The organism is Vibrio sp. 704 (assembly GCF_033339295.1).
In genome coordinates this window covers 361,092-374,081 of sequence record NZ_JAWOUH010000002.1, presented here as the reverse complement: position 1 = coordinate 374,081, position 12,990 = coordinate 361,092, and the positions used below count along the sequence as shown (strand labels likewise).

The 12,990-nt window shown below is 46.4% G+C and carries 12 protein-coding genes; 5 read left to right on the top strand and 7 right to left on the bottom strand.

The window, feature by feature from the left end; translation table 11 throughout:
* Positions 1-79 precede the first annotated feature (79 nt).
* On the top strand, positions 80-1,759 hold the full coding sequence (locus R7R24_RS05515) for a DUF342 domain-containing protein (protein WP_053350126.1): 1,680 nt from the start codon (positions 80-82) through the stop codon (positions 1,757-1,759).
* Positions 1,760-1,815: 56 nt separating this feature from the next.
* Here the strand turns inward: R7R24_RS05515 and catC are convergent, their stop codons facing one another.
* The gene (gene catC, locus R7R24_RS05510) at positions 1,816-2,475 is read right to left on the bottom strand and encodes a type C chloramphenicol O-acetyltransferase (protein ID WP_053350127.1); all 660 of its coding nucleotides are present in this window, start codon (positions 2,473-2,475) and stop codon (positions 1,816-1,818) included.
* An 88-nt stretch (positions 2,476-2,563) separates the two neighbouring features.
* Here catC and R7R24_RS05505 point away from each other — a divergent pair, with 88 nt between their 5' ends.
* Both R7R24_RS05505 and R7R24_RS05500 read left to right on the top strand, forming a co-directional pair.
* Entirely contained in the window at positions 2,564-3,466 is a 903-nt protein-coding gene (locus R7R24_RS05505) for a LysR family transcriptional regulator (protein ID WP_191116113.1), read from the top strand.
* A gap of 37 nt (positions 3,467-3,503) precedes the next feature.
* Positions 3,504-4,169, top strand: coding sequence for a peptidase E (locus R7R24_RS05500; protein ID WP_053350128.1), 666 nt, complete (start codon positions 3,504-3,506; stop codon positions 4,167-4,169).
* Positions 4,170-4,258: 89 nt separating this feature from the next.
* Here the strand turns inward: R7R24_RS05500 and R7R24_RS05495 are convergent, their stop codons facing one another.
* The 3 genes from R7R24_RS05495 to murQ form a co-directional block, all read right to left on the bottom strand.
* Positions 4,259-5,314, bottom strand: a complete 1,056-nt coding sequence (locus tag R7R24_RS05495; RefSeq protein ID WP_054578580.1) for a porin — start codon at positions 5,312-5,314, stop codon at positions 4,259-4,261.
* Between the two features lie 148 nt (positions 5,315-5,462).
* Entirely contained in the window at positions 5,463-6,917 is a 1,455-nt protein-coding gene (gene murP / locus R7R24_RS05490) for a PTS N-acetylmuramic acid transporter subunit IIBC (RefSeq protein ID WP_054578581.1), read from the bottom strand.
* A gap of 28 nt (positions 6,918-6,945) precedes the next feature.
* Positions 6,946-7,848, bottom strand: a complete 903-nt coding sequence (murQ, locus tag R7R24_RS05485) for an N-acetylmuramic acid 6-phosphate etherase (RefSeq protein WP_054578582.1) — start codon at positions 7,846-7,848, stop codon at positions 6,946-6,948.
* A 242-nt stretch (positions 7,849-8,090) separates the two neighbouring features.
* Between murQ and R7R24_RS05480 the strand changes: the two genes are divergently transcribed.
* Positions 8,091-8,942 carry an SIS domain-containing protein gene (locus tag R7R24_RS05480; protein WP_005383578.1) on the top strand — a complete coding sequence of 284 codons (852 nt, stop codon included), beginning with the start codon at positions 8,091-8,093 and terminating at the stop codon, positions 8,940-8,942.
* Positions 8,943-8,961: 19 nt separating this feature from the next.
* Here the strand turns inward: R7R24_RS05480 and mpaA are convergent, their stop codons facing one another.
* Positions 8,962-9,672, bottom strand: a complete 711-nt coding sequence (mpaA, locus tag R7R24_RS05475) for a murein tripeptide amidase MpaA (protein ID WP_053350131.1) — start codon at positions 9,670-9,672, stop codon at positions 8,962-8,964.
* Between the two features lie 141 nt (positions 9,673-9,813).
* Between mpaA and R7R24_RS05470 the strand changes: the two genes are divergently transcribed.
* Entirely contained in the window at positions 9,814-11,439 is a 1,626-nt protein-coding gene (locus R7R24_RS05470; protein ID WP_054578583.1) for an ABC transporter substrate-binding protein, read from the top strand.
* A gap of 63 nt (positions 11,440-11,502) precedes the next feature.
* On the opposite strand, the gene R7R24_RS05465 is transcribed toward R7R24_RS05470, so the two are convergent.
* Both R7R24_RS05465 and R7R24_RS05460 read right to left on the bottom strand, forming a co-directional pair.
* Positions 11,503-12,087, bottom strand: a complete 585-nt coding sequence (locus tag R7R24_RS05465; RefSeq protein WP_053350133.1) for a flavodoxin family protein — start codon at positions 12,085-12,087, stop codon at positions 11,503-11,505.
* 135 nt (positions 12,088-12,222) lie between these two features.
* On the bottom strand, positions 12,223-12,816 hold the full coding sequence (locus R7R24_RS05460; protein WP_042522270.1) for a mechanosensitive ion channel family protein: 594 nt from the start codon (positions 12,814-12,816) through the stop codon (positions 12,223-12,225).
* Positions 12,817-12,990 lie beyond the last annotated feature (174 nt).

The following is a 12,990-nucleotide window of genomic DNA, read 5'->3' as shown; positions in this document are numbered from 1 at the left end:
TAATAAGAAATGCGAGGTTTGTTCAGAAAACGGATTTGGTTAGACTGAAAGTGTTGATGGGAAGCAAAGTGGTAAGGGTATGTGGAAGCTGTGTCTTGAGTTATCTGAAGATAAGACCAAGGTGATAGCCCGTCTTCCGGGAGAAGTGGACCTCGGTGGTGAGCTAAATCAAAATGAATTAAACGAGCAGCTCGTCGCAATGAACGCTGAAAAGATGTTTGTTGTTGAGGGGGAAGTCGTGAGATTCATTAACTGCGCCAAAGAACGTAAAGCCGAGGCCTACGAAGGCATCGTCATTGCGGAAAAACGCAACGCGCAAGTTGAGGTTGAATTATCGAATAATGACATGCTCGCCAGTATGAACGTTGTCGGCGCGTACGGAGGCCGAGGTTTACGTGGCCCCGAGATTGTTCAAGCCCTTGCTCAAGCGCGAGTTTCGAAAGGCATCAACAAACTGGCTTTGAAGAAAGTGTTGGTTGTCAGCACTCAGCTCAAACCCGGCGAAACTTTTTCTCAACCTGTAGCGGTTGGTAAGCAACCTATCAAAGGCAAAGACGCTCTTTTTACTCCTCTTGTTAAAGACATCACCAAACGCATCCTCAAACCCAAAGACGGCCAATCTGCTAGCGACAAAATTGATTTACGTAACCTCGGTGAAACTATCGCGGTTGACGTAGGCGATGAGGTGATGCGCCGCACGCCTGCGACCAAAGGTACGCCTGGTTTTACTGTTCAAGGGCGAGTGATTCCTCCACAAGCCGGAAAAGACAGCCCAATGAAGCCAGGCAAGGGCACCGAGATAAGCAAGCAAGACCCAAACCTATTGATTGCATCGGTATCCGGTACGCCTCTGATTAAAGACAAAACCATCGAAGTTGATAACGCACTCTGCCTCAATAGCGTTGGCGTGAATACAGGCCACGTGAAATTCAAAGGGAATGTGATTATCGGTGGCAACATTGAATCTGGCATGATTGTTAAAGCGACGGGTTCTATTACTGTAGGCGGCTTCATTGAATCGGCTGACGTACAAGCGCAAGACGACATCCAAGTTGGTAAAGGGATCATTGGCCACACCGTGAGTGATGGCCAGCCAAAGAGTTGTCACGTCAAAGCCAAAGGTTCGATTCGTGCCAGCTACGCCCAATATTGTGATTTGCAAGCCGGCGAAGATATTGAGTTGGCGGTGCACAGCATGAATAACGATATTGTTTGTGGGCGCAATCTGACGGTGCTGGATGCGAACGGTAGGAACGGTACGCTCAGCGGCGGAGATGCAAAAGTCGGTGACAAGGTGGTGTGCTTACAATTGGGCGTAGAAGGCGACACCGCCACTAAGGTAGAAGCGTTCGCGCGCTATTCTGCATTTAAGGAGCGATTAGCAGAGCTCAAAGATCAATACAAACGCGCTCAAGAAGGCACGATGGATGTGATTCGTAAAGAGCTCGAATTTAAGAAACGTCCTAAAGCCGAACGTACCGACGAAGAACAAGCTCAGATTGATGTGATGAAAACACAAAACAACGAGCAGCTTGAAGCGATAAAGCAAAAGCTAGAACAAACGGAACATGACTTTGAAGTCGCGTTAGAAGAAAATATTGTCGAAGCCAAAGAGCGTGTCTTCACTCGCGTGACGGTACAGTTTGGCGACGAGCAAGTAACGACAAAGCGTACTCATGGCGGTTGTTCGTTCCGTTTCAATCAATACGAAATTAAAGTCTCGGCGAACTTGGAAGAAGAGGACGTCGCTGCGGTTTAAGCTTTCTTACTCACTGAGCCCACACGTCGCAACAAGATGTGTGGGCTTTTGTTTATCTACAAATCGACAATGTGCTCTTGATAGTAGTCCGCAAGCGCACCGACTTGGCTGCTACACATTACTTTCATTGCTTGTTTAATGTGTTCTATTGGCCAGTTCCACCATTGGATATTGAGTAGAGTTTCAATCTCTTTATCGCTGAATCGTTGACGTACGACTTGGTTGTTTCCAACCACCACCGAATAAGGTTGGACGTCTTTCGTCACTACGGTGCGTGCTCCGATGACGGCTCCATCGCCGATGTTTACTCCGGGCATGATCATCGCCTCGCTGCCAATCCAAACGTCGTTCCCCACCACCGTGTCTCCGGCACGCTCGAAACCGTCTTGTACGCCTTCTCCAAATTCTTCAGGAGAGAAGGGGAAGGTCGAAATCCAGTCAATGCGATGACCTTGGTTTCCTGCCATCATGAAGGTGGCTCCAGAAGCGATGGAACAAAACTTGCCAATGATTAATTTGTCGATGCTATCGGGTTCTCTACTTTGCCATTCTTGAAGTGTGACGGGGTCACCCAACAAGTAGCGTACTGCTTGCTCTTCGAAGCTTTTTTGATGATAGAAGCCCGAGTAATAGCTGTAATCGCCAACGATGATATTGGGATTAGTGATGTGATCTTTAATGACTTGAGCTTTTAACCACGTGTCGAAAACACTCATAACTCATCCTTTCAAATTTAGGTTGTACAGAGTTTAGAGGCTTTCTATTATTTCCAGTAGTTTGATTTTAGAGATTCAGAATTACTGTATGGAAATAAAATGGCTCAGCTACGTACCACTTTACGTCGCTTTGTGCGAGGAGCGAAGTATTGCTGGCGCAGCAAAGCGCCTGAATTGTTCGAATGCGCATGTAAGTCGGCAACTTAAACAGCTTGAAGACATATTGTCGGTGCAGCTTATTCAGCGAACTACGCGCCAGTTTAATTTGACCTACGATGGTTTGCGGTTTTATCAGCAGGTAAAGCAACTGCTCGAAGGCGCTGAGCAGATCAATGAGCAAGTCATGGCAAACGAGATCGTATCGGGAAAATTGAGAATAGCGGCGTCCGCTTCTTTCGGAGCTGCGTTACTCAGCCAAACATTGATCGAGTTTCGATTGCAACATCCACAAGTGAGTGTTGAAGTGATCTTCACAGAGACACCTCTCGACTTGATTGAGGCTGGGTTTGATATCGCATTCTACTTTACCGATACTCCCCCAGAGGGATACGTCGGCCATCAGCTACGCACTTTACACTGTAAACCGATCGCTCATCGCTCGTATTTAGCTGATAAACCAAATGTAAGTACGCCAGAGGAGCTTGGTGACTTAGAGCACATCCTTTATAAAAGTCGTGACTTGGTGTTAGACAAGTGGACGTTTACGCATAAGCAAACTCAACAGCAGTGCAGCATTGAGTTAGAAAGTACGCTGAGTTTTAATCTTGTCCAGTCCATGTTGGATGCTACTTTGACTGGCTGTGGTGTAGCCATGTTAGATGAATTTGCACTGGCTAAACTCGACCCTGCACAAAAAGAACAACTCGTGAGTTTGCTGCCAGAATGGCAAACGGATGCGATTTTGCCGCTTTACCCAAAACGTGAGCACTTACCAAGAAGAACGCGAGCGTTCATTGATCACTTTAGGAACATATATTCTGTCGGAGAATAGCGACAACAAACTTAGCAACAATTGAGGAAGCAAAGGAATGCGAAAACACTGTATTGCGATTGGCGGTGGGGGCTGGATGATGGGAGAGAATCCGAGCCCGCTCGATCAATACATTTTGTCTTTGTCTGGTAAGGAGAATCCAAACATTTGTGTTCTACCTACAGCCACGGGAGATGCCGATGAAGTGATTGAACGTTTTTACGATGCGAAGCTTAGTGAAAGCGTGACCCATTTTCCGCTGTTTAAGTTTGAAGCTGGTTGGAAAGAAACGCTATTTGAACAAGACATCATTTACGTCGGTGGCGGTAATACGCGTTCGATGTTGGCCATTTGGCGCGAATGGGGAATCGATAGAATACTCAAGCAGTGTTATGAACAAGGCATCATCATTTGTGGCATGAGCGCTGGTGCAATTTGTTGGTTTGAGTTTGCGGTGACAGACAGTGATCCCGAAGCATACCAAGTTATGCGTTGTCTTGGATTTATTGACGGTTTGGCTGCGGCGCATTTTTCTCATGTAGGTGAGAAGTTCGAGGTTTTCCAAGCCTTTGCTCGTTCTCAACCGAGCATCACTTGTTATGGCATTCACGATTATGCGGCATTGCACTTTGTTGATGGAAAATTGTTAGCTACTGTCACCAGCTTCCCTGATGCAGGCGTGTTTGTTAAAACAGGTAACGAAGAAAACATATGGCGAGGGTGAGCTTCTTCAAATCAGCATTAAAGGCAATAACTACTGACCGGACACAGAAGAAGCCCATGGATTCAGCTAACTTACATTAAGTATCGTGCTTACAGCTCGTAACGTAGACCTAAGTGGTAGTAGCTTTCGTCTGCGTGCGCACCGCCAAACGAGACTTCTTGTCCATTGCTGTAGCCACGCGAGCCGTTACGATCAACGTAGTTTGTGTAGATAGAAGAACGAGGCGTCAGTTTGTATTGTACTTCTAGCGTTGTATCTTTCAGCTCTAGCTCGTCACCATCACTGTTTTCTAAAGAACGATAACCAGCACGCAGTACCCATTTGTCATTTACACTGTAAACCGCCGTTAGTTCCATCACTTTGTCGGTACTGGTTTGTGAGTAATAGCCCTCTAGTTCATCTTCCGAGTACAACGCACCCAACATCAAATCACCTAGGTAGTAACGCGTACCTGCGCCCCAGAATGTGTAATCGGTGTCGTTGCTTTCACGTGCATCACCTTTATTCTTCTGCATCGCTATCACTGGTGCCAAGGTACCCAAATTCCCCATGTCTAGCGTATAACGCAGTGCAGCGTTGTAACCGTAGTCGAGCTCAGAAGTGTTGTTTCCTAAAATGTACGCGACAGAAAAGTCGAAATTACCTAGGCTGTTTTGATATTGCAGCGTGCCATCTTGACGGAAAACTTGCGTCGCGGTTTTGTCGACTTTATTCGCTTGGCGCGCCATAGAAACATCGGAAGAGGCGAACACATCACCAATGTCGGTAAACATAATCAACCCAGATGCCACGCGACCACCAGTAATGCGACCATAATCTTTCGCATCAATACCCGCCCATACATAACGTGCGGTCAGAGACGGTTTGTCGTTTACTTGGTTTGCGTATTCAGCGGCACCCACTTGGTATTGCGCTTGGCCGATGATCGACGCGTACTCGTTGATGGTTTGTGAACCGTTTAAACCAATACGGCCATCAAACTCGCCATTTGCATCGCCGTGCTCATCATTTTTACTGGTGACATTGAAACCAAGACGAGAGTAAATATTTAAAACTGACCCATCTTCCGCTTGATACAGCTGCGCTGCCATTGCGTTTGATACCATCAATGTTGGGAGAAGTAGAGCCAAAATGTGCTTTTTCATGATTAACGACCTTTCATTTCTATTGTTTTAGGTACGACAAAGCCCCTTCCGAGTAACGGAATAAGAAAAATTGTCGTGAAGTAGAGAGAGGGTGCGCCCTTGTTTGCCAAGGGCGCGAGCTAGTCCATTCCTATAGGGGAAGAATGATTTAGCTTAAATCGACGTCTTTGCAGCCAAAGAAGTAAGTCGCGAGGAAGCCGACGATGTAAGAGATAAGCAGGCCGGCAACAAACACCATCATGCCCGGGAAGATGCCATTTTCAGATGTCATGAGAGGAATCGCCACGATGCCGGACGGGCCAAACACCGTATTAAGACCAACTGGTAAGCCAAGGTAAGAAACTAAACCGATAAAGAAGCCGCCCGCAGCACCACCAATACAAGCGGTAACGAATGGTTTTACGCGTGGTAATGTCACGCCGTAAATCAATGGTTCGCCAATGCCTAGAAGACCCGGAATAATAGCGCCTTTAACTTGAGTGCGCAGTAGAGCGTCTTTTTTGGCTTTGAAATACAGCGCCATTGACGCGCCAACCTGACCGCCACCAGCCATTGCCAGGATAGGGAATAGCGAGTTAAAGCCCTGTGCTTCCATCAATGCGAAGTACACTGGAACAAAACCCTGGTGGATGCCAAATACCACAGAAATTAAGAACAAACCTGCCAAGATTGCAGCGCCTAATGGGTTATCGTTTAAGTTGAGGAACAACCAAGACATCCCTTTAAATAACTCGCCGCCGATCGGCATGATGAGCAAGAAGGTTACCGCACCCATGATCAATAGAGTGATAACGGACGTTAAGATCATGTCCAGATCATCAGGCATGTATTGACGAACCTTACGCTCGACTTGTGCACCGATGATCGCTGCCAAAAGTACGCCGATAATGTTGCCGCGCGGATCAATCGCAAAGCCGAAAAACTCGTTCATGCCAGAGTAAATGCCGGATGTCGCCTCTGGGTTGTAACCCAGCACAAACAAAGAGGCGAGAATGGCACCATTAACACCAGAGCCGCCAAACGCTTGCTGCGCGTTGTAACCAATCAGAATACTTAGGAAAGCAAACAGACCCTTACCAAAGACTTTCATGTAGGCGATCAAATCCAACATAAACTGGCTTGGTGTCTGGTCGAGAACAAACATTTGTTCCAATAACGTCGCAAAACCTAGCAACAAACCAGCGGCAATAAAACCAGGGATCAACGGCGTAAAGATAGTGGCAAACTTGCTTAAAAAACGCTGAACCGCACTGGTTTGTTTGCTCTTCATCTGCTTTTTCTGCTCGGCTGCGACGGCAGAAAGATCTTGTTGCGGCATATCTGCTTCTTCACTGTCACCAGAGGTTAAGCTGTCGATCAATTGATTCATCATCTCAGCCGCTTGTTGAGCTTTTCCGGGACCGAGAATGATCTGAAACTGCTCATCGCTTTCCACCACACCCATTACGCCGGGAATTTGCTTGATAACTGATTGATCAGCCAAGCCATTGTTGGCGAGCGATAAACGCAAACGCGTCATACAGTTACCACATTTGCTTACGTTGCTACTGCCACCCACTGCGGACAGCAACTGCGATACTGTGTTTGAAGTTATTTTTGCCATAGGGTCTATCCTTCAGAACTCGGATTATTTAGTTATTATTTAGTGCTGCGCGAATAAAGCCGTTGTGCGCGGCGAGGCGTGATTTGGCTTGTTCGGCATCCAAATCGGCCAAAATCATTAAGATGGCGGTTTTGCAGTGGCGACCGCAGGCATTTAATGCTCGCTCTGCTTCTTCTTTTGATGCGTCGGTTGCTTCCACAACAATGTTGGTTTGGCGTTGTATGAGCTTGGCGTTAGTGGCTTCTACATCCACCATTAAGTTGCCAAATACCTTACCGCTACGAATCATTGCGCCTGTCGTGAGCATGTTTAGCACCAGTTTTTGTGCGGTGCCGGCTTTCATGCGAGAAGATCCAGTGACAACCTCTGCGCCAACTATCGGCAGAATCGCGATGTCGGCCGCTTCTGCCATGGCACATTCTGGATTACAGGCGATAGATGCGGTCGTGGCTCCGATGGATTTAGCGTAGTCCAAACCACCTAGTACATAAGGTGTACGGCCACTCGCTGCAATGCCTACAACCACGTCATGCTTGGTGAGGTGAAGTGCTTTTAAGTCGTCTTGACCCATTTTCGCGTTGTCTTCTGCGTTTTCTACCGCTTTTAAAATTGCTTGATGTCCACCAGCAATTAAGCCAATCACCATATCTGGATGCGTGCCGTAGGTAGGAGGACACTCGCTTGCATCAAGAATGCCTAAGCGACCTGACGTACCAGCTCCCATGTAAATTAAACGGCCACCATTTGCAAAAGCTTGGGTAATTACGTCAACTGTCTCTGCAATTTGTGGTAGCACCGCTTTTACCGCGAGCGGGACTTTTTGATCCTCTTCATTAATGACTTGCAGCATCTCGATTGTCGAAAGCGTATCGATCTCGGCACTGGCTGGGTTACGGCTTTCTGTCACCAATCTGCTTAAATCAATTTTCATGTTTTGCACTCTTTGTAATGTTCAATCTGAGGGCGATTTTATGGAATAAAATATTCAGGTTTGGTGATAAAAATCACACTTGAGGTTATTCTTTATGCAGGAGAAATTTGGAATAATGAGAGAAAATATACGTCTATTACATCCGGGATTAACTGTCTTGGTTAGAATAATCAGGGGGTTAAATCAAACGCCTATTATTTCTGTTTTGGAATAATTTATTTAAAATTTTTGAGGTTTTTGTTGTGTCAGTTATCAATAGGATAGTCGCGAGGCGTACTCAGCTTTCGCAAAGTGGTCGTTTGGTTGGCGATTGGATTGTTGAAAACGCAGAAAAGGCGGCGCTGCTCACTAGCCAAGAACTTGCGGCGCAAGTAAAAGTGAGTCAATCGAGCATTGTGAAATTTACTCAGCGTATCGGCTTTAAAGGTTACAGCGAGTTTAAATTAGCTCTGAATGAAGAGATTGGCCGTAAGCATGCGATGCAGTCGACACCGCTGCACAGTGATATTTTGGCTGACGACCCCATTGCGGTTATTTCACAGAAACTGGTGAAAGCGAAAACCGACGCTATGTTTCAAACCACCAATACGCTGTCTTACGAAGCGTGTCACCAAGCGGTGAAATGGTTGAGTGAAGCGCGTCGAGTGCAAGTGGTCGGGATTGGGGGCTCTGCACTGACCGCGAAGGATTTAAGCTTTAAACTGCTTAAACTTGGTATTACGGCGCTTTCTGAACAAGACAGCCACGTGCAGATTGCTGTTGCCCGCACGCTCTCTCCAGAAGATGTTCAGATCGCAATCTCGTTTTCGGGTGAGCGCAAAGAAATTCTCGTCGCGGCAGAAGCGGCAAAAGAGCAGGGCGCGAAGGTGATTGCGTTATCTGCGCCTGGAAGAAGTCGCTTGCGCGGTATTGCCGATATTACGTTTGATACGATTGCCAATGAAACGGAACATCGCAGCTCATCCATTGCTTCGCGTACCGCGCAAAACGTGATCACCGATTTGCTGTTTATCATCTTGGTTCAGCAAAGAGACGACAGTGCCCGTCAGTTGATCAGCGATATCAGTACCGACATCAAACAGATCCTCACATGATCGCTTGTTTAACAGCGGACTAGAGATCCGGATCGTGCCTCAGCAAAGCAATAAAAGCAGAGAGATGTTTTTCAATGGTGAGATCGGCAGAAATCGCTGGTAACTCCAACGTGATGCAAGGTAAATCACGTTCACTACACCAAGTGCCGAATGAGCCGGGTGTTTCGTAGTCGACATCGTCAACGATTGGCAGTTGAAACTGCTCGCCGAGCCATTTGGCAAGGTCGGAATGTTTGGGATCATCCACAAACGCAAGCGGTTCATGAAACGACACCACAAACTTTGGCTTGCGCAGTTCAATCAAGTTAATTAATGCGCTAACTTCAGGCTCTAGTTGGTTTTTAGTGCCAGTTTTCACCTGTACGTCTCGAACGGGTGTGTGAGAGCTCCATCGATACACTGTGCCATGCTCAGTCCAATTTTGGGTTGGAAACGCGCGATTGAGATCCACTTGGTTTGCATTTGCGCGTGTGCCTAGTTGGTTGCCGTCCGGATTCATTGACAGAATCACATCATGTCGTAAGTTATCAGCAGGCAAGCTTCTTAGCGCGCAGGACAAACCTGCAATCGAGGCCGTCTCGTCCCCGTGAGTGCCTGCCAAAATCAAACCTCGCGAAGCACTTTCGACTTGAGCCGGAAAATACAGTAATGGCGCACCAAGCACGGATTGACCGTATGATGTTGGCCGAATTAAAAATGCCGCTCTTTCCGTTCTTGGAATTAGACTCACCGTAATCTCCTGATTGATGAAGTAGTATCAATATCTAAGCTAATTACACCTAGCTAAACTGAACCGTTTAAACTCGTCAACGGTTGAAATGTTAATTGTGGCACTTGCTTCACAAGACGCGTTAGGAGAACGAAAAAAGATATGGATTTTAAAAAACATTCAACGGCGTTGCTGATTTCCTCTTTATTCACCCCTTTTCTTGCTACATCAGTTGCTGCGGAGACCTTACCTAAAGGCATTCAACTTGCCGCAGAACAGCATTTAGTACGTGCGAATGACGCAGAGGCGGCGACGCTTGACCCAGCGAAAGCCGAAGGTCTGCCAGAAATGCATGTGATTCGTGACTTATTTGAAGGGCTTGTGATTCAAGATCGTGACGGAAACATTATTCCCGGTGTGGCAGAATCATGGGAAACCAACGACAACCAAACCTTTACTTTTCACTTGCGCAAAGACGCGAAATGGTCGAATGGCGAGCCTGTGACAGCGGATGATTTTGTCTATTCACTGCGCCGAGCGGTAGATCCGAAAACCGCTTCTCCAAATGTTTGGTATCTCAAACTCACCAAGATCAAAAACATCGCCGATGTAGCAGAGGGCAAAAAGCCTTTGGACGATCTCGGTATCAAGGCAGTGGATAAATACACCCTACGTTTTGAGTTGGACAGTCAAGTGCCGTACTTTGTTGCTATGACTGGGCACACGTCCATGATGCCAGTGCATCAAGCGACAGTGGAAAACCGCGACAAGCCGTGGAGCGATCCAGACCAATTTGTTAGCAACGGTGCATTCACATTGGATAAGTGGGTCGTGAATGAGCGCATTGAACTGGTTAAGAGTCCAAGTTACTGGGACAGCGCAGATACGCATCTAAACAGAGTGACTTACATTCCGTTTGAAAACCAAAACGCGTCTATCAATCGCTATGCGGCAGGAGAGCTGGATATCACGTCAGATGTGCCGACTCATATGGCGCAGAAGCTTAAACAAGATTACAAGCAGGCTTACACGGTGGTGCCATTATTGTGTACGTATTACTACGCGTTCAATACCACTCGTCCGCCATTTGATGATGTGCGAGTGCGTCAAGCGGTGTCGTACTCCATCATGCGCGATGTGATTACGAATGGTGTCACGCAAGTGGGTAACCTTCCTGCTTATACTTTTGCGCATCAGTACACCGCAGGGTTTGATGCGACGCCGCCTGAATACAGTAAGTGGAGTCAGCAACAACGTGACGAGAAAGCGCGTCAGTTGTTAAAAGAAGCGGGTTACAGCCAAGACAAGCCGCTCGATTTTAAATTGCTGTACAACACCAGTGAGGCAAACAAATCGATCGCGGTTGCGATAGCGTCGATGCTACAAAAAAATCTCGGTGCACACGTGGAGTTAGAAAACCAAGAGTGGAAGTCGTACTTAGTGGCGCGTAAACAAGGCAATTTCGATGTGATGCGCGCTTCCTGGTGTGGTGATTACAATGAAGCGTCTACTTTCCTGAGCTTACTTCGCTCAGGTTCTTCGGGTAACTTTGCACGTTACAGCAGTGAAGCGTACGACAACGCGATGAACAGTGCATTGGCTGCAACCAATGAGAAAGCACGCCAAGGATTTTACGACCAAGCTGAACAGTTGCTGGCGACAGATATGCCTATCGCGCCAATCTATTACTACATGCAAGCACGTTTGGTTCGTCCTACGGTTGGCGGTTTTGCCAAGAACAACGTAGAAGGTCGTATCTACTCGAAAGACCTCTACATCAAGAAGTAGCGCTCAAAACAAGCGATAAATATGAAGCCCCGAAGATGTATCTTACGGGGCTTCTTTTTATTGTTAGCGAGTGGATAGCTTATTCACGAGCATAGCGACTCGTTTGCCAAGATACTCCGCCGTTGCAACATCAGAAGCATGCAACTGACCACCTTCACCACCTTGTGCAACAATACCACCTTGTACACCATAACGATTCAGGTTTTGCTCCCCAGAATTGCTGATCTTATCCAACCCGATCCACATCATGCCGTGTTGGTTAGCGAGCGTTTGTAGATATTGTAATGTGCAAGATTGGTCGCCATTCATTGCCCCACCACTGGTAAAGCCAGCCGCGATTTTGCTCGCCCATTTTTGGTAATACCAAGATTCACTGCTTGCATCTGCAAATGCTTTAAACTGCGCTGCTACACCGCCCATATAGGTCGGTGAGCCAAAGATAATCGCATCACACTCAGCAAGTTCATCCATTAGTTTAGGGTTCACAAAACGTCCCTCAATAATCTCATTGCCTTCAATTCGGTGAGAGAGGATTTCACAGTCATCTTGCTGCTTAATGCCTTGTTGTTCAACGCCTGCGGCAATCGCGCGAGCAAGCTGACCAGTAACGTCGGTTTTAGAGAAATAAATAATCGCAATTTTGGACACAATGGTTCCTTTTTTCATTGTTGATTTTTAATCGTGCGACTAAGGCTAAAACCTCAAGTTAAGTTGAGGTCAACACTAAAACTTAAAAAGAAGTGCATTAAAAAGCCGATGTAGATACATCGGCTTTTTAGTGGGTTATTTCTTTCTGCGAGTATAAATCCGAGATTTTACTTTACTTGGCTCTGGCTTGTTTTTCGCCAGCTTTAGCACTGCTTTTTGCAAAATCTGATTGTTTGGGTAAGTGATTAAGTTTCCGTTGTCGTGCTTAATTAACACGTGAAACATACTGATTTCTTGAATCTCACCGCAGATGTCTTCATCTTTATCTACGACTTTAATTCGGTCACCCACTCGGTATGGGAAGACAAAAAAGATCAAAAAGCTGGCAGTGATGTTGCTCAGAATTGACCACTGCGCAATAAACGCCACACCTAATACGGCAAAAATGGACGATAGGAACAAAGACACATCGCCATAGCCAATACCTGTGATAATGGCAAAAATAGAGGCGGTCAAAAATAGCAGCGCGACATTGAAACAGCGCTGAATAAAACTCAAACGAGCCTTTTTTACACCTTTCGTTGTTGCCAAATTTAGGATGGCTCTATTTACAATCCTCTTCAGGATGCGATACGCGATCAGGACAAAAATGCCCATCAATAGTTTGTAACCGAGGGAGCCCGTAGTGAAATACTGGCTCACTTGCTCTAATTGGATCCAATCATTCATTTCTTCATCTCGACGATATCTAGAAAGCGGCTTTTATAGCTGATTTTTTGCTGTAAGTAATCACAATTTTTCTTTACACCATTTGTCTCTGTGTTGAGGTACTACAGAGTACTATATTGGTTAATCAAAGACTTAGTGAGCATTGCGAACTCTTTGGCTTTATTACTTATATTC

What these genes read in the sequence shown, in the direction of transcription:
- R7R24_RS05515 (WP_053350126.1), top strand. Translation starts at nt 80, where the DNA reads ATGTGGAAGCTGTGTCTTGAGTTATCTGAAGATAAGACCAAGGTGATA.
- catC (WP_053350127.1), bottom strand. Translation starts at nt 2,475, where the DNA reads ATGAGTGTTTTCGACACGTGGTTAAAAGCTCAAGTCATTAAAGATCAC.
- R7R24_RS05505 (WP_191116113.1), top strand. Translation starts at nt 2,564, where the DNA reads ATGGAAATAAAATGGCTCAGCTACGTACCACTTTACGTCGCTTTGTGC.
- R7R24_RS05500 (WP_053350128.1), top strand. Translation starts at nt 3,504, where the DNA reads ATGCGAAAACACTGTATTGCGATTGGCGGTGGGGGCTGGATGATGGGA.
- R7R24_RS05495 (WP_054578580.1), bottom strand. Translation starts at nt 5,314, where the DNA reads ATGAAAAAGCACATTTTGGCTCTACTTCTCCCAACATTGATGGTATCA.
- murP (WP_054578581.1), bottom strand. Translation starts at nt 6,917, where the DNA reads ATGGCAAAAATAACTTCAAACACAGTATCGCAGTTGCTGTCCGCAGTG.
- murQ (WP_054578582.1), bottom strand. Translation starts at nt 7,848, where the DNA reads ATGAAAATTGATTTAAGCAGATTGGTGACAGAAAGCCGTAACCCAGCC.
- R7R24_RS05470 (WP_054578583.1), top strand. Translation starts at nt 9,814, where the DNA reads ATGGATTTTAAAAAACATTCAACGGCGTTGCTGATTTCCTCTTTATTC.
- R7R24_RS05460 (WP_042522270.1), bottom strand. Translation starts at nt 12,816, where the DNA reads ATGAATGATTGGATCCAATTAGAGCAAGTGAGCCAGTATTTCACTACG.